15 protein-coding genes are annotated in these 15,219 nt (G+C 62.0%); 7 read left to right on the plus strand and 8 right to left on the minus strand.

The window, feature by feature from the left end; genetic code table 11:
* Positions 1-3 precede the first annotated feature (3 nt).
* The 6 genes from sapF to ABLU50_RS04030 form a co-directional block, all read right to left on the minus strand.
* A complete protein-coding gene (gene sapF / locus ABLU50_RS04005; RefSeq protein ID WP_004203898.1) occupies positions 4-813 on the minus strand; it encodes a putrescine export ABC transporter ATP-binding protein SapF in 810 nt (269 codons plus the stop codon).
* A 1-nt stretch (position 814) separates the two neighbouring features.
* Entirely contained in the window at positions 815-1,807 is a 993-nt protein-coding gene (sapD, locus tag ABLU50_RS04010; protein ID WP_004203899.1) for a putrescine export ABC transporter ATP-binding protein SapD, read from the minus strand.
* Entirely contained in the window at positions 1,807-2,697 is an 891-nt protein-coding gene (gene sapC, locus ABLU50_RS04015; protein WP_004151901.1) for a putrescine export ABC transporter permease SapC, read from the minus strand. Before sapC ends, sapD begins: the two co-directional genes overlap by 1 nt.
* The gene (gene sapB / locus ABLU50_RS04020; protein ID WP_017900865.1) at positions 2,684-3,649 is read right to left on the minus strand and encodes a putrescine export ABC transporter permease SapB; all 966 of its coding nucleotides are present in this window, start codon (positions 3,647-3,649) and stop codon (positions 2,684-2,686) included. Before sapB ends, sapC begins: the two co-directional genes overlap by 14 nt.
* On the minus strand, positions 3,646-5,289 hold the full coding sequence (gene sapA / locus ABLU50_RS04025) for an ABC transporter substrate-binding protein SapA (protein WP_032455881.1): 1,644 nt from the start codon (positions 5,287-5,289) through the stop codon (positions 3,646-3,648). The genes sapB and sapA overlap by 4 nt, the downstream gene beginning before the upstream one ends.
* Before the next feature lie 334 nt (positions 5,290-5,623).
* Positions 5,624-6,532, minus strand: a complete 909-nt coding sequence (locus tag ABLU50_RS04030) for an SDR family oxidoreductase (protein WP_072140440.1) — start codon at positions 6,530-6,532, stop codon at positions 5,624-5,626.
* A gap of 107 nt (positions 6,533-6,639) precedes the next feature.
* On the opposite strand from ABLU50_RS04030, the gene ABLU50_RS04035 reads away from it, so the two are divergent.
* Positions 6,640-7,482: a helix-turn-helix transcriptional regulator gene (locus ABLU50_RS04035; protein WP_064150225.1), complete on the plus strand. Its 843-nt coding sequence runs from the start codon at positions 6,640-6,642 to the stop codon at positions 7,480-7,482.
* Here ABLU50_RS04035 and ABLU50_RS04040 read toward each other — a convergent pair.
* Entirely contained in the window at positions 7,449-9,770 is a 2,322-nt protein-coding gene (locus ABLU50_RS04040) for a helix-turn-helix domain-containing protein (RefSeq protein WP_087832812.1), read from the minus strand. The two genes, ABLU50_RS04035 and ABLU50_RS04040, sit on opposite strands and share 34 nt — an antisense overlap.
* A 171-nt stretch (positions 9,771-9,941) precedes the next feature.
* On the opposite strand from ABLU50_RS04040, the gene ABLU50_RS04045 reads away from it, so the two are divergent.
* Positions 9,942-11,111 carry a M20 aminoacylase family protein gene (locus tag ABLU50_RS04045; RefSeq protein ID WP_060656242.1) on the plus strand — a complete coding sequence of 390 codons (1,170 nt, stop codon included), beginning with the start codon at positions 9,942-9,944 and terminating at the stop codon, positions 11,109-11,111.
* A gap of 25 nt (positions 11,112-11,136) precedes the next feature.
* Complete coding sequence (locus ABLU50_RS04050) at positions 11,137-12,528, plus strand: MFS transporter (RefSeq protein WP_087832813.1); 1,392 nt, start codon at positions 11,137-11,139, stop codon at positions 12,526-12,528.
* On the opposite strand, the gene pspF is transcribed toward ABLU50_RS04050, so the two are convergent.
* Complete coding sequence (gene pspF / locus ABLU50_RS04055) at positions 12,519-13,508, minus strand: phage shock protein operon transcriptional activator (protein WP_074195238.1); 990 nt, start codon at positions 13,506-13,508, stop codon at positions 12,519-12,521. The two genes, ABLU50_RS04050 and pspF, sit on opposite strands and share 10 nt — an antisense overlap.
* 152 nt (positions 13,509-13,660) lie before the next feature.
* Here pspF and pspA point away from each other — a divergent pair, with 152 nt between their 5' ends.
* The 4 genes from pspA to pspD are packed head-to-tail and all read left to right on the plus strand — an operon-like array spanning position 13,661 to position 15,215.
* Positions 13,661-14,329: a phage shock protein PspA gene (pspA, locus tag ABLU50_RS04060; protein ID WP_004203910.1), complete on the plus strand. Its 669-nt coding sequence runs from the start codon at positions 13,661-13,663 to the stop codon at positions 14,327-14,329.
* Positions 14,330-14,384: 55 nt separating this feature from the next.
* Positions 14,385-14,609 carry an envelope stress response membrane protein PspB gene (pspB, locus tag ABLU50_RS04065; RefSeq protein WP_002901911.1) on the plus strand — a complete coding sequence of 75 codons (225 nt, stop codon included), beginning with the start codon at positions 14,385-14,387 and terminating at the stop codon, positions 14,607-14,609.
* Positions 14,609-14,968, plus strand: coding sequence for an envelope stress response membrane protein PspC (gene pspC, locus ABLU50_RS04070; RefSeq protein ID WP_004203911.1), 360 nt, complete (start codon positions 14,609-14,611; stop codon positions 14,966-14,968). Before pspB ends, pspC begins: the two co-directional genes overlap by 1 nt.
* 28 nt (positions 14,969-14,996) lie before the next feature.
* The gene (pspD, locus tag ABLU50_RS04075) at positions 14,997-15,215 is read left to right on the plus strand and encodes a phage shock protein PspD (protein WP_002901915.1); all 219 of its coding nucleotides are present in this window, start codon (positions 14,997-14,999) and stop codon (positions 15,213-15,215) included.
* Positions 15,216-15,219 lie beyond the last annotated feature (4 nt).

Consider the following 15,219-nt stretch of genomic DNA (forward strand, 5'->3'; position numbering starts at 1 on the left):
ACGCTATTTGCCGTCTTTGCGCCAGGCGTCGGCGGTGAGAGCCTCACCGAAGTGGCCGGCAATCAGACGTCGGGTCAGGTCGTGCAGCGGTGAGGCCAGCACATCGGCGGTGCTGCCGCGCTCAACCACTTCCCCGTTATGCATCACCAGCACCTGATCGCTGATGTGCTTCATCATGCCCAGGTGCTGGGTGACATAGATGTAGGAGATGCCCTGTTTCTCCTGCAGCTCCAGCATCAGGTTGATGAGCTGGGAGCGCATCGACATATCCAGCGAGGCCAGCGCCTCATCGCAGACGATGACCTTCGGGCGCAGGATCAGCGCCCGGGCGAGGCCAAGACGCTGCTTCTGACCCGGGGCCAGCATATGGGGATAGTAGCTGACGTGGTCCGGCAGCAGGCCGACCATGCGCAGGGTGTCGATGATCTGCTTCTGTCGCGCTTCGGCGTCGAGATCGGTATTCAGCCGCAGCGGAAAATCGAGGATCTGCGAGATGCGCTGGCGCGGGTTTAGCGAGGTCGACGGATCCTGAAAGATCATGCGAATTTTCTGGCTGCGGTAGGAGTAATCCCCGAAGGTCAACGGATGGTCGTCGATCAGTACCTCGCCGCTGGTGGGCTCCACCATGCCCGCCAGCATCTTCGCGAGGGTGGATTTTCCGGAGCCATTCTCGCCGATAATCGCCAGCGTCTGCCGTTCGCGCAGGGTAAAACTCAGCGGCTTAACCGCCTCCACCGTCTGGCGGTGAAACCAGCCGGTGCGGTAGCGAAAGGTCTTACTGAGTTGGCGCACTTCCAGCAATGTTTCGACCATTTCACTCTTTCTCCATGTTCAGCGGGAAATGACAGGCGTACAGGTGATTGCGCACCCCGGTAAGACGCGGCGTTTCAATACACTCGCGCTGGGCGTACGGGCAGCGGGGCCCCAGCCGACAGCCGATGGGCAGTTGCTCCAGCAGCGGGATCGCCCCCGGCAGGGTGTTGAGGCGGCTTTTATGCGGCATGGCGCTGCCAAAATCCGGGATCGCGCGGATTAACGCCTGGGTGTAGGGGTGATGCGGCAGGGTGATCAGCTCTTCACTGGGCCCGCTCTCCACCGTCTGCCCGCAGTACATGACGTTGATTTTATCCGCCCATTTGCTGAGCATCTGCAGGTCGTGGCTGATCAGCAAAATGGTGGTGTTGTTGTTCTGGTTGAGCCGCGTCAGCAGGCGGATAATCTGCGCCTGAGTCGTTGGCTCCATGGCGTTGGTCGGTTCATCGGCGATCAGCAGGCGCGGCTGGTTGGCCAGGGCGATGGCAATCATCACCTTCTGGCATTCGCCTTCGGTCAGCTGATAGGGGAAGCTGCGCATGGCGTCTTTGTGATCTTTAATCCCGACGCGGTGCAACAACTCGATGGCCCGACGCTTGCGCCAGCCCAGCCGCTGCCACCAGCGCCCTTTGTAGGTCCAGCCGGGGATACTCTGGATCAGCTGCTGGCCGATACGCTCAGAGGGATCGAGGCACGACTGCGGCTCCTGGAATATCATCGACACGTTGTGGCCGATCAGTTTTCGGCGCTCGCGGTTCGACAGCCGCAGCAGGTCGATGTCGTCGAAGCGCATGCGGTCGGCCGTGACCCGCCAGTTGTCCTTTGTCACGCCGCAGATAGCTTTGGCGATCAGGCTCTTCCCGGAGCCGGATTCCCCGACCAGGCCACGGATTTCGCCTTCGGTCAGGGTCAGGCTGACGCGATCGACGGCTTTCACCCAGCCTTCGTTGGTTTTAAATTCGATGGTTAAGTGACGAATATCGAGTAACGGCATTATTCTACCCCGGCAATGATCGCCCGGCGAATACCGTCGCCCAGCAGGTTGACCAGCAGTACGCTGAGCATAATCGCGGCCCCGGGCAGCATCACGGTCCACGGCGCAACATAGATAAGCTCCAGCGCATCGCCCAGCATCGCTCCCCATTCCGGCGAAGGCAGCTGAGCGCCGAGGTCAAGAAAGCCCAGCGCGGCGATATCCAGAATAGCCATCGACAGGGCGCGGGTGATCTCGGTCACCAGGCCGGAGGCGATATTGGGCAGAATGGCGAACAACAGAATATTCAGCGTCGACGCCCCGTCGAGGCGGGCGGCGATGATGTACTCTTTCTCCAGCTCATCGTGGACCATGCTGTAGACGGAACGCACCATCCGCGGCAGCAGCGCCAGCCAGACGGCAAACATCGCATGGCTGAGGTGCGGCCCGGCAAAGGCGACGACGATGATGGCCAGCAGTAGCGAGGGGATGGAGAGCAGGGTATCGAGGATATGGTTCATCACCGCCGAGCGCAGGCCGTGGGTCGACCCGGCAATGACGCCCAGCACCAGGCCAAACAGCGTGGCGCCAAGGGTGACGACAAAAGCGCCGCCGACGGTCGGCGCCGCGCCGCTCAGCAGCCGGCTGAGCACATCGCGCCCCAGGTCATCGGTCCCGAGGAAGAAAGAGACTTCGCCATAGCGCGACCACGATGGCGGCAGCAGCTGGTAGCCGAGGAACTGCTGGTCGATGCCGTAGGGGGCGAACCAGCCGCCGAAGACGCAGAGCAGCAGCAGCCCCGCGCAGCCGTACAGGCCGATCATCGCCGTGGTGTCGCCATAGAATTTACGCCATACGGTGCGCAGCGCGCCGGGCGGACGCTTTTCCAGATAAACGCTATCGTAGGGCATACCATTCCTTATGTTTCAGTGGGTTAGCCATGGCACCGAGAATATCGGAAATCACGTTGACAATAATCACCAGCGCGCCAATCACCATTACTCCGGCGGAGATCGCCGCGTAGTCCTGCTGACGAATGGCGTTGATCAGCCAGCGGCCCAGTCCGGGCCAGCTGAACACCATCTCGGTGATCATCGCCAGGGTGAGCATGGTGGAAAACTGCAGGCCGAGGCGCGGGATCACCGGCGGCAGGGCGTTGTGCAGCACGTGGCGCAGTAGAATTTTGCGTCGCGACACGCCGCGGGTGGCGGCCGCCTTGACGTAGTTGGTGTCATAGACCTCGCTGGTGCTAATGCGCATCAGGCGGATCACTTCGGTAGTGGGGGCTACCGCCAGGGTCAGCACCGGCAGTACCATATGCCGGGCGGCGCTGACGATCATCTCATGGCGCCACGGTGAGTCCGAAAGCCAGGCGTCGATCAGCGCGAAACCGGTGACGTTTTTCACCTCATACAGCAGGTCGAAGCGGCCGGAGACCGGAAGCCAGCCGAGGGTCAGGGAGAAGAAGAGGGTCAGGAGCAGCGCGAGCCAGAAGACCGGGATCGAAAAACCGACCAGCGCAACGGCGCTGATCAGGGTATCGGGCCATTTGTTGCGCATCACGCCGGCAATCATCCCCACCGGAATGCCAATCAGCAGGGCAAAGCCGAAGGCGAGGATGCACAGCTCCATGGTCGCCGGGAACACCTCGCGCAACTGCTCGGAAATCAGCTGGCCGTTGATGCTGGAGACGCCAAAATCCCAGTGTAGTACCCCTTCAAACCAGAACAGCCACGCATTCCACAGGGTCGCGCCCTGCAGCGGGGCATGGGGGGTGAAGTAGCTCAGGCTGAAGCCGACAAAGGTCAGAAAAAAGAGGGTGACCAACAGCAGCAGCAGACGGCGCAGGGTAAAAATAATCATGGTTTTTTCACCTCTTCGGTTTTCTCCCGCGATACGCCAGCGAAGGAAGCGTTACCGAAGGGGCTAAGCACCAGGCCTTTCATATCATAGCGATAGGCCTGCAACCGCAGCGACGAGGCCAGCGGCAGGACCGGCAGTTCACGGGCGAGGATGCGCTGGGCCTCTTTGTAAGCGTCCATCCGCGAGGAGAGCTGTTGCGAGAGCAGCGCTTTTTGCAGCACGTCATCAAATTCCCGGTTACACCAGTGGGCAAAGTTGGTTTGCGAGGCGATCGCCGCGCAGCTCAGCAGCGGCCGGAAGAAGCTGTCCGGATCGTTACTGTCCGTCGCCCAGCCGGAGAGCGTCAGGTCATGGTTCATGTCCATCAGCCGCGCCTCCTGGAAGCGCCCCTCCACCGGCATGATGATTACTTTGACGCCAATCTGCGCCATATCTGCCTGGATCAGCTCGGCTGTTTTCAACGGGCTGGGGTTCCACGCCTGCGAGCTGGTGGGAACCCACAGCTTGAGGGTGAGATTTTCCAGCCCCAGCGCCTTCAGACGAGCACGAGCCTCCTGGGGATTATATTCGGTAATCTTAGCGTCGTTATCGTAGGCCCAGGAGGCGCGCGGCAGCATCGACGCCGCCGTCTCCGCGGTGCCGTAGTAGATGGATTGCATCAGGCGCTGGTTGTTGATGGCCAGCGCCAGCGCGTGGCGTACCTCCGGGTTGTCCAGCGGCGGCTTGGCGGTGTTGAAGGCCAGCCAGGCAATGTTCATCCCCGGACGCAGCGTCAGGCGCAGGCGCGGGTCGTCACGCAGGATCGTCAACTGGCTGGCGGCCGGCCAGGCCAGCACGTCGCATTCGCCGGTCAGCAGTTTTGACAGGCGGCCGGTACCGCCGGAGCCGAGGTCGACCACCACCTGCGGCATCAACGGTTTGCCACGCCAGTACCCGGGGTGGCGCTGAAGGCGAACATACTGTCCGGAGCGGTACTCTGACAACTGGAACGGGCCGGTGCCCACCGGCTGGCGATCGAGCTGTTCCTGACGATCGTCCTGCGTTAAGCGGGCGGCATATTCGGCGGAGGTAATCGACGCATAGTGGGTGGCAAGATGCCAGAGGAATGAGGCGTCCGGCCGCTTGAGGCGAAATTCCACGGTCTGATTATCGAGCTTGCGGACGCTTTCCACGCTGTCGGCAAACTGCAGGCTGTCGAAGTAGGGGAAGCTGCTGCCGTTGACGTTGTGCCAAGGATGATCGCGGTTAAAGATGCGGCCAAAGGTAAAGATCACGTCATCGGCGTTGAAATCCCGCGTCGGGGAGAACCATGCCGTGCGTTGAAACGGGACGTGGCGGCGCAGGTGAAAACGGTAGGTGGCGCCGTTATCAAGGACTTCCCAGCTCTCCGCCAGCTCGGGGACCAGCCGATAGGTATAAGGGTCGACGTCAAGCAGGCGATCGTAGATCTGCGCAGCCAGCGTATCGACGATCAGTCCGCTGCTCACTTTCTGCGGATTAAAGGTATTCACCTGGCCGCTGACGCAATAGACGAAACCGCTGTCGCGAATATCGGCGCGGTCGGGGAGCGCAGGGGCGGCAAAAGCCTGCCCACACAGCAGGGAAACCGCTGCCAGGAGAGATGACAATTTCAGGCGCATATTTTCTGTTTGATTATAGAGTTGAACTCTATCTTATTAAGATTCATAGACATTCACCACCGCCTTCAACAAGCCTGAGGGATAATGCGGTTACCGGGGGCGTATAGTATTCAGTCAATTGATTAAAATAGTCGCGGAACCGAGTCTGTATAATGAAACATGGTAACTTTTTATCGCCGATATCGCCAGTCAGCTCTGTTTGGCCGCGGTTGACCGGACGGTGGAAGCGACGCTAACGCCGAGGATAAATTCAGTATAGCGGGGAGAAAGCAGATGGTCCGACGGGCGGCTAACCCTACCCGTCGGGTGTAATAAAGGAGCGGAACGTCTTCGCTTATTGTGACAACGTCACTTTTTGGTAATCCATATTCCGTAAGTCCTCCAGCAGCCCGGGGCCGACCGGCTGCCACTGCAATCGCTCGCGGGTCCATGCCGAGCTGGCGCGCAGCTCAAGGGCGGTAAAGGGGGCAAACCAGCCGAACCAGGCGTCGGCCTGCGTCTCATCCAACTGGGTCAGCGGCAGATTTAAACCCCGGGCGATGACTGCGGCAATCTCCCGTAACGCGATCCCCTCTTCAGCCACCGCATGGTAGCGTTCGCCCGCAGCGCCCTGCAGCAGGGCGCTGACGTACAGGCGCGCGACGTCATCGACATGGGCGGCGGACCAGCGGTTGTTCCCCTCGCCGCGCAAGGCCACCGCGCCGCTGGCGACCGCGCGCTCGATATAGCAGGTCAGCAGCCCCTGGCGCACGGTGTCATGCACCTGCGGCAGGCGAACCACCCGGACGTCCACTCCCGCCTCCAGCAGCTGCTGGCCGGCGAGCTCTGAAGCGGTGCGCGGGCTGGGGTGCGCTGCGTTAAAGCACGACTCGCGGGCCGGGGCGCCGCTCCCGTCGTCGCCCATCAGCGTGCCGGAGGTGATGACCAGCGGCCGCTCGCTGCCGCGCAGCGCCTGGCCCATGGTCAGGATCGCCTGGCGGTCTTTCTCGCAGTTGGCGGCAAAGCGGCTGAAGTCGTGGTCGAAAGCGGTATGGATCACCGCGTCGGCGCGCTCGACGCCCGCCAGCAGCGAATCGGGGGCATCCAGCGTGCCGCGATGCACCTCGACGCCTGCCGCTTCCAGGGCCTGCGCCGTAGCGTCGCTGCGCGCGAGGCCGATAACCTGATGACCCGACGCCTGCAGCGCCGGAAGAATACGCGAGCCGATAAATCCGCTCGCGCCGGTAAGAAATATACGCATCATGAACCTCCTGAACGGGTTTTCAGGCGTATCCTACCCACGATGTCATACTATAAAAGTAGAGACATTATCGGGGTATAAATTCTAACAGGCAGACTCACAGGCAGATGATGAACACTTCTGACAATCATGCTTTAGGTGATTTTCTCCGCGCCAGGCGTCAGCGTCTCGACCCGGCGACGTTTGGCTTCCCGGCGGGACGCCGGCGCACGCCGGGCCTGCGTCGTGAAGAGGTCGCCCAGCTGGCCAGCATCAGCCCGACCTGGTATACCTGGCTTGAACAGGGCCGCGGCGGGGCGCCTTCCCGCGAGGTGCTGGAGCGGATCGCCCGCGGTCTGCGGCTGACCACCCCGGAGCGCGAACATCTGTTTATTCTCGCCTTCGGCCATCCGCCGCAGACCCGTTTGACGGTCACGGATGATATGACGCCGCGGCTGCAGCGGGTGCTGGACGCCTTCACCATTCCGGCGATTATCCGTACCGCCAGCTGGGACGTGATCGCCTGGAACACGGCGGCGGCCAGGGTGCTGACCGACTACGGCCAGCTGCCGCTGGCGGAGCGCAACGTGCTGCGCCGCCTGTTTACCCGGCCTGAGGCCCGCTGCACCCTGGAGGACTGGCAGACGGTGGGGCAGCTTATCGTTAACGCCTTCCGCGCCGACGTCACGCGGATGGGCGCCACGAAAGAAACTGACCAGTTGATCGCGGAGCTCAGCCAGCAGAGCGTCGAGTTCGCCCGTTTCTGGCAAAGCCATGACGTCGCTGGCCACGGTGAAGGCTATAAGCGCATTAACCACCCGCAGATGGGCCCGCTCGATCTGGAGTTCACCTCTTTTGCCGTGGAAGGCCGTCCCGATCTGTCGCTGCTGGTTTTCAACCCGGCGACGACAGAGAGCCAGCGCAAAATTCACGGTTTGCTTCAGGCGTCAGGATCCTCGCCGGAGGAGAGCTGAGGGGTAAATTCGTACAGCGCCAGGGCGTTGCTCTCCAGCGAGTCGACCCGCAGCCAGTGGCCATCGAGCCGGGCCTCCTCCACGCTGAGCGCCGGACGAGCCTGATGCATCAGCCACTGATAATCTTCGGCGTCGGGGCCGCTGCGGCTGCGAAAGGCGTCCACCAGCGGGAACAGCGCGCCGTGGTGCTGATCGAACAGGTGCTGTTTGACGCGCCAGCGGCCCTTGAGCCCCTGCAGTCGCACACTGTACGGCTGGCTGAAGCGTTGAATAAAAGCCGCTTCGCTGGAGAGCCAGGGGTTGTAGACCACCGTATTGCGCAGCAGTAGCTGGTAGTGCCCCTGATGATGGAGCAGCAGCAGGTTTTTGTCGTGGAACAGGATCTCGCCGCGCAGCCGTCGCCAGAGCCACAGCACCCAGTAAACCGGGCGCGGCAGCCCGTGCAGATAGTGCAGCGCCAGGCTGGAGGTATCCAGCTTGCCGTTGGCGCGGGCTTCACCCTGAAGGCCGGAATTTAACCAGAAGCCCGCCAGCCAGACCTGGTCAGCGACCCCCAGCAGATTATCCATCAACAGCGCGCCGCGAAAAAAGCGCCCGTTAGTGTCCCGCGTATCGCCGGTCAGCGTATTCCACGAGAGCAGCCATAGCGGCAGGTTGAGCTGCCGTTGACGCAGGGCGCTGTGGATCTGCCGCAGCTTATGCGCCGGATAGTGCTCGCTGGAGGCCAGACTGCTGCTGTCCGCCTGGGCCAGATCGAGCTGTTCGTTGGCATCCGCCTGGCAGGCGAGAAAATCGGCTTCAGCCAGCAGCGGCGAGTGGAACAGGGGATCGTCCCCGGGCGCGCTGGCGGCAAAGCGGTGCCAGATCCCCAGCTGCGGCTGGGGCAGAAGACGGTGAAGAACCTCGCGCTGCTGCCGCCAGGCGGCCTGGCGGGCCGCTTCGCTCGCCTGCGGCGACCAGTGCCAGACAAAGCGCCAGCTGCTGAGCGTCGCCGGCGGAAAATGGTTGGCAGCGAGTTGCAGGAAGCGCTGCAGCAGGTCGCTGCGGGTGGTGACCCCGGTATGCAGGATCACCTGCCAGCCCATCACCGCCAGCCAGCTGAAGATCTGCTGCAGGTTGTACCAGCAGGCGTAGCCAGCCATCTGCGGATCGTCCCAGCCGGTGCCGAACAGGCGGCTGCTGAGAAAGGCGTCGTTGATATCGATGGCATACACAGGCAGGACGCGGTGCAACTGCTCCAGCTCGCGGCGCACGTCCTCCCGCAGCAGATCGTCCAGCTCGCGCACGGTCACCACCATCCGGGTATGGCGCAGCACTGCGGCGCGCGCCGGTCGCTGGTGCAGGTTGATCTCCCGGGTTTGCGGCGGATTGATCAGCAGCGCCTGGCTCTCCCTGTCGGGTGGTTCGGGCTCATTAAGGCGGGCGTAGAGCCGGTCCACGGCCACCGGCTGCCAGCGATCGCCCTGCGGGGGGCGCGGTCGGCCAGGCTCCCGGGGGGACTGCTCGCGATACTGGCGCGGCGTCACGCCATGGTGGCGCTTAAACAGATCGCTCATCATTCGCGTGCTGGCGAACCCCTGTTCGCGGGCAATTTGCTGAACGGGTTTGCGGGTGGTTAACAGCTGGTCGGCGGCGTGGCGCAGGCGCAGCGCGGTGAGGTACTGAACAAAACTGACGCCAACCTCCTTGTGAAACAGGCGTGACAGCCAGGCCTCGGAGACAAACTCTGCGGCCGCCACCTCCTGTAAAGAGAGACGGCGCTGAAAGTTGGCGTCGATCCGCGCCACCACGCTGGCTATTCTCCGGCTCCATTTTTCAGAATCGCGCCGTGGCGTGGAAGCGATGGGCTGGCTGAAGCGCGTGGCCAGCAGCAGCGCTATCTCGCTCAACCAGCGGTTGGCCTCCAGCCGGTAATGGCCGGGATGATTGACCAGGCCGCTCACCAGCAGCTGGCGCATCAGGCGGCGCAGGCCGTCATCGGCATCCCGGGTGCGCGGCGATATCTGGTAGTCGACGGCAAAAAAAGTGGTGTCGAGGCGGGCCAGCCAGCTGGCGGCGAGGGTCAGGATCATCACCGCGTTGCCCCCGGCGCTGCGCAGGCTCCAGCGACGGTTGCGGTTAACGATCGCCAGCTCGTCGACGGCAAGCTGCTGCGGCGCACCTTCCGCCTCCGTTAGATTTATGCTCCCCTCCAGCACCCACAGCAGCGTCAGCAGATCGCTTTCCGGCTGGCTCAGCTGACGCACATCGCGCACGGTGACGCTAAAGTCGCCTGAATGCTGCTCCACATGGCTCTCCTCTGTCGACAAAAAGAAACCGGTTGTTTTTTGTCATAACCGATATGTATGAAAAACACTCATTGATTTCTCGTCAATATAAAACAAAAAACCGCGCCTGAAAGCTGTTTCACCCGCATAAACTCGAAAGTGTCGTGCAAACACAACACAGGAATAAAAAAAATGACACATCCGTTGCTTGAAGCCTTGCAGGTCAACGAGGCGCAATTTATTGCCTTACGTCGCCGGTTCCACCAGCAGCCGGAGATCGGCTTTGAAGAGCATCAGACCAGCAGCGAGGTCGCCCGACTGCTTGGCGAGTGGGGATACGAGGTTCACCGCGGCCTGGCGGGCACCGGAGTGGTGGGCACGCTGCGCGTCGGCCACGGAAAAAAACGCCTCGGCCTGCGGGCCGATATGGATGCGCTGCCGATGCAGGAGCGGAGCGGGAAGCCGTGGGCAAGCCAGGTCGAAGGGCGCTTTCACGGCTGCGGCCATGACGGACACACCACCACGCTGCTCTACGCGGCTGAATATCTGGCGCGCACACGCCAGTTTAACGGGACGCTGCAGCTGATTTTCCAGCCCGCGGAAGAGTTGCTGTACGGTGGGCGGGTAATGGTCGAGGACGGTCTGTTTGACCAGTTCCCCTGCGACGCCATCTTCGGCCTGCACAATATGCCGGGTCAGCCGCTGGGTAAAATCGGCCTGCGCGACGGGGCGATGATGGCCTCCTCCGATACGCTGCATATTGAAGTGAAGGGCGTTGGCGGCCACGGCGCGGTGCCGGAGCATACGGTGGATGCCACGCTGGTGGCCTGCCATATTACCCTCGCGCTGCAGTCCATCGTCTCGCGCAATATCACCCCGTTTGAGCCAGCGGTGGTGACCGTCGGCAGCATCCAGGCCGGACATGCGCCCAATATCATTAACGATCACGTGCTGATGAAGCTCACGGTGCGCACCCTCAATGAGCAGGTACGCGAGACCGTGCTGCAGCGGATCCATGACATTGCCGTGGCCCAGGCGGAGAGCTTCAACGCCACGGCCACGCTGACCCACGTCAACGGCAGCCCGGTATTGCGTAACGATCCGGCGGCAAACGCTATGGTGCGGGAGGTGGCGACAGCGCTGTTTGGCGCAGAGCAGGTGGGCGAGGTGAAGCCGTTTATGGGCAGTGAAGATTTCGCTTTCATGCTGGAGCAGCACCCCCACGGCAGTTATTTCACTATCGGCGCTGGCGACGAGCCGGATCGCTGCATGGTGCATAACCCGGGCTATGACTTCAACGACGCGCTGTTGCTGACCGGAGCGGCGCTGTGGTGCGGCCTGACGGAACACTATCTGCGTTAATCACCGGAAACGGGAGGGCCATGCAATGAGCACTGTCACCGTAAGCGACACCCCCTTTGTCGGCAGCGATCGTCTGCTGGTAGGGATTGTGCTGAGCGTTTTAACCTTCTGGCTGTTTGCCCAGTCGGTGATTAACGTCGTGCCGGCGATGAAAAGCAGTCTTGATATTTCCCTTGAGACCCTAACTCTGGCCGTCAGCCTCAGCGCGCTGTTCAGCGGCTGTTTCGTGGTGGCCAGCGGCGGTCTGGCGGACAAGTTTGGCCGCATGCGGATGACCACCCTCGGACTGGGGCTGAGCATCATCGGCAGCGCCATGCTGGTACTGGCCCAGGGGCCGGGGCTGTTCCTCGCCGGCCGGGTGCTGCAGGGGCTGTCGGCGGCGTGCATTATGCCGGCGACGCTGGCGCTGATTAAGACCTGGTATGAGGGGCGTGCGCGGCAGCGGGCGGTCAGCTTCTGGGTCATCGGCTCGTGGGGCGGCAGCGGCCTGTGCTCTTTCGTTGGCGGAGCTATCGCCACCGGTCTGGGCTGGCGCTGGATCTTCGTCTTCTCCATTGCCGTCGCTCTGCTGGCGTTGTTTTTGCTGCGCGGCACGCCGGAGAGCCGGAGCGCCAGCGCCAGCCAGCATAAGCTGGACGTTGGCGGCCTGCTGAGCCTGATCGTCGGGCTGGTGCTGGTGAACCTGTTTATCAGCAAAGGCCACGGCTGGGGTTGGGCCAGTCCGCTGTCGTTGACCATGCTGGCGGGGGCGCTGATCGCTGGCGCGGTGTTTATTCGCAGCGGGCTGCGCAAAGGCGAGGCAGCGCTGATCGATTTTGCGCTGTTTCGCAACCGGGCCTACGGTGCGGCGGTGCTATCGAACTTTCTGCTCAACGGGGCGATTGGCACCATGATGATCGCCAGCATCTGGCTACAGCAAGGGCACCACCTGACGCCGCTGGAGAGCGGAATGATGACCCTCGGCTATCTGGTCACCGTCCTGGCGATGATCCGGGTCGGCGAGAAGCTGCTGCAGCGCTATGGCGCCCGGCTGCCGATGATGGCCGGCCCGGTGCTGACCGCCATCGCCATCGGCCTGATATCCTGCACCTTCCTCGATAAGGCGCTGTATATCGGCGTGGTATTCGCCAGCAACGTGCTGTTCGGCCTCGGCCTGGGCTGCTACGCCACGCCGTCAACGGATACGGCGGTGGCCAACGCGCCGGAGAACAAAATTGGCGTCGCCTCGGGGATCTACAAGATGGGCAGCTCGCTGGGCGGGGCGATGGGCATTGCCGTGACGGCGTCACTTTTCGCGCTGTTTTTGCCGCTGGGCATGGCCCATGCCGCCCAGTATGCCCTGTGGTTCAACGCCGCCTTATGCCTGGGGGCGATGGCGGTAAGCGCGCTGCTGCTGCCGCGCACTTCTCACAGCTGATGCTTTTTCAGCAGCGCGCGGAGCTGGTGATAGGTTAACCCCAGCAGCTCCGCCGCCTGCTTCTGATGATACTTCGCCTGCTGCAGACTCCGCTGCAGCAGGCGTTTTTCCTGCTGTAGCTGAAAATCGCGCAGATCCAGCGGCAGGGCGGGCAGCTCGTCCCCGGACACGGTCTCCGGCTCGGAGGCGGCGGTCTGACGGAAAGGGTTGAGGATAATGGCGTCCAGCTCGTGCTCGCTGTCTCCGTGGCGATAGACCGAGCGCTCGACGACGTTCTTCAGTTCACGAATATTCCCCGGCCAGCGGTAGCCGAGCAGCGTGGCGGTGGCACGTTCGCTGAAGCCGGGAAACAGCGGCAGGCCGAGCTCACGGCACATCTGAATGGCAAACTGGTTGGCGAGCAGCATGATATCGCTCTGCCGTTCGCGCAGCGGCGGGAGCTGCACCACGTCGAAGGCCAGACGGTCGAGCAGGTCGGCGCGAAAGTGGCCTTCCTCCACCATGCGCGGCAGGTCAGCGTTGGTGGCGCACACCAGCCGGACGTTAACCTGCAGCGGCTGGCTGCCGCCCACGCGCTCCAGCTCGCCATATTCAATCACTCTTAACAGCTTCTCCTGCACCAGCATTGGGGCTGTCGCCAGCTCATCGAGAAACAGCGTCCCGCCGTCGGCGCGCTCGAAGCGCCCGGGATGGCGCTTGCTGGCGCCGGTGAAGGCCCCGGCTTCGTGGCCGAATAGTTCCGAATCGAGCAGATTGTCGTTCAGCGCCGCGCAGTTCAGCGAGATAAACGGCCCCTGCCAGCGGGCGGAGAGGTAGTGCAGACGGTTGGCGATAAGCTCTTTCCCGGTACCGCGCTCGCCGATGACCAGCACCGGCTTATCCAGCGGAGCCAGTCGGGAAACCTGTTCCAGCACCTCGAGAAAGCTGTTGGCCTCGCCCAGCAGATTATCCTTGTACTGCGCCATGATGAATTTCGCCATTAAATAGTGGGATTAACCAGGTGAATGTAGCAATGCCCTGCGCAATTCGCAACCACTCTGTTTAAAATCAATAAGATAAAAAGTTGGCACGCCATTTGTATTAGCTAACCCACAGGTGAATGCCTGCAACCAGAACTATGAGGACTGAAATTATGGGTATTTTTTCTCGTTTTGCCGACATCGTGAACGCCAACATCAACTCCCTGCTGGAGAAAGCTGAGGACCCGCAAAAGCTGGTGCGTCTGATGATCCAGGAGATGGAAGACACGCTGGTTGAGGTACGTTCCACGTCGGCCCGCGCGTTGGCCGAAAAGAAACAGCTGACCCGTCGTATTGAGCAGGCGGTCGCCCAGCAGGCGGAATGGCAGGAAAAGGCCGAGCTGGCCCTGCGCAAAGAGAAAGAGGATCTGGCCCGGGCGGCGCTGATCGAAAAACAGAAGCTGACCGACCTTATTGCTCAGCTGGACCACGAAGTGCAGCTGGTGGATGAAACGCTGGCGCGGATGAAGAAAGAGATTGGCGAGCTGGAGAACAAACTCAGCGAAACCCGCGCTCGTCAGCAGGCGCTGGCGCTGCGTCATCAGGCGGCGAGTTCGTCGCGCGATGTGCGTCGCCAGCTGGACAGCGGTAAACTGGATGAGGCGATGGCGCGCTTTGAATCCTTTGAGCGTCGCATCGATCAGATGGAAGCGGAAGCGGAGAGCCACCGCTTTGGCAAGCAGCAGACGCTGGATCAGCAGTTTGCCGAACTGAAAGCGGACGATGAAATCAGCGAGCAGCTGGCGGCGTTGAAAGCCAAAATGAATCAGTCCAACCAGTAAGTACGATTGCGCGGCGCGGCGTTGCGCCGCGGCTCACCCCCTGTAAGGAGTACACATGAGCATGCTTTTTCTCGCCATTCCGCTGACGCTGTTTGTGCTGTTTGTTCTGCCGGTCTGGCTATGGCTGCACTACAACAATCGCGGCGCCAACGGCAGTCTGACGCAAAATGAGCAGCAACGGCTGCTGCAGTTGACCGATGACGCGAAGCGGATGCGCGAGCGCATTCAGGCGCTGGAAGCGATCCTGGATGCCGAACATCCGAACTGGAGAGACAAATAATGGCTGGACTGGATCTGAATAAAAAACTGTGGCGTATTCCGCAGCGCGGGATGGTGAAGGGCGTCTGCGCGGGCATTGCTCAGCATCTTGACGTCCCGGTGAAGCTGGTGCGCCTGATTACCGTGCTGGCGATGATTTTTGGCCTCTTTTTCTTCGTCCTGGTGGCCTACATCATTCTGACCTTCGCCCTGGACCCGATGCCGGACAGTGAGCTGTACGGCCATAAAGCGCCGAGCAATGGCGATCTGTTGGCCGCCGTGGATGCCGAACTGGCCTCCGGCGAACAGCGTCTGCGTGAGATGGAACGGTACGTCACCTCCGACACCTTTACGCTGCGCAGCCGCTTTCGTCAGCTGTAAACCCTGTTGTTAACGAGTGAGGCAACGCATGAATAGCAAATGGCAACGCGCCGGGCAGCAGGTGAAGCCCGGTCTGAAAATCGTCGGTAAGCTGGCGCTGCTGACCGCGCTGCGTTATGGCCCGGCGGGCGTTGCCGGCTGGGCGGTCAAATCGGTCGCGCGGCGGCCGCTGAAAATGCTGCTGGCGGTGGCGCTGGAGCCGCTGCTCAGCCGGCTGGCCAACCGCGTCACGCGCGGGATGAAATAACGCC

It is taken from the genome of Klebsiella sp. GG_Kp173, assembly GCF_040062415.1.
Classification (GTDB): Bacteria; Pseudomonadota; Gammaproteobacteria; order Enterobacterales; family Enterobacteriaceae; genus Klebsiella; species Klebsiella quasipneumoniae.

Bases quoted from the DNA above. Each gene is read 5' to 3' on its own strand.
- pspD (WP_002901915.1), top strand. From the start codon at position 14,997: ATGAATAGCAAATGGCAACGCGCCGGGCAGCAGGTGAAGCCCGGTCTG.
- ABLU50_RS04030 (WP_072140440.1), bottom strand. From the start codon at position 6,532: ATGATGCGTATATTTCTTACCGGCGCGAGCGGATTTATCGGCTCGCGT.
- sapD (WP_004203899.1), bottom strand. From the start codon at position 1,807: ATGCCGTTACTCGATATTCGTCACTTAACCATCGAATTTAAAACCAAC.
- ABLU50_RS04035 (WP_064150225.1), top strand. From the start codon at position 6,640: ATGAACACTTCTGACAATCATGCTTTAGGTGATTTTCTCCGCGCCAGG.
- pspB (WP_002901911.1), top strand. From the start codon at position 14,385: ATGAGCATGCTTTTTCTCGCCATTCCGCTGACGCTGTTTGTGCTGTTT.
- sapF (WP_004203898.1), bottom strand. From the start codon at position 813: ATGGTCGAAACATTGCTGGAAGTGCGCCAACTCAGTAAGACCTTTCGC.
- sapB (WP_017900865.1), bottom strand. From the start codon at position 3,649: ATGATTATTTTTACCCTGCGCCGTCTGCTGCTGCTGTTGGTCACCCTC.
- ABLU50_RS04045 (WP_060656242.1), top strand. From the start codon at position 9,942: ATGACACATCCGTTGCTTGAAGCCTTGCAGGTCAACGAGGCGCAATTT.
- sapA (WP_032455881.1), bottom strand. From the start codon at position 5,289: ATGCGCCTGAAATTGTCATCTCTCCTGGCAGCGGTTTCCCTGCTGTGT.
- pspA (WP_004203910.1), top strand. From the start codon at position 13,661: ATGGGTATTTTTTCTCGTTTTGCCGACATCGTGAACGCCAACATCAAC.
- sapC (WP_004151901.1), bottom strand. From the start codon at position 2,697: ATGCCCTACGATAGCGTTTATCTGGAAAAGCGTCCGCCCGGCGCGCTG.
- pspF (WP_074195238.1), bottom strand. From the start codon at position 13,508: ATGGCGAAATTCATCATGGCGCAGTACAAGGATAATCTGCTGGGCGAG.
- ABLU50_RS04050 (WP_087832813.1), top strand. From the start codon at position 11,137: ATGAGCACTGTCACCGTAAGCGACACCCCCTTTGTCGGCAGCGATCGT.
- pspC (WP_004203911.1), top strand. From the start codon at position 14,609: ATGGCTGGACTGGATCTGAATAAAAAACTGTGGCGTATTCCGCAGCGC.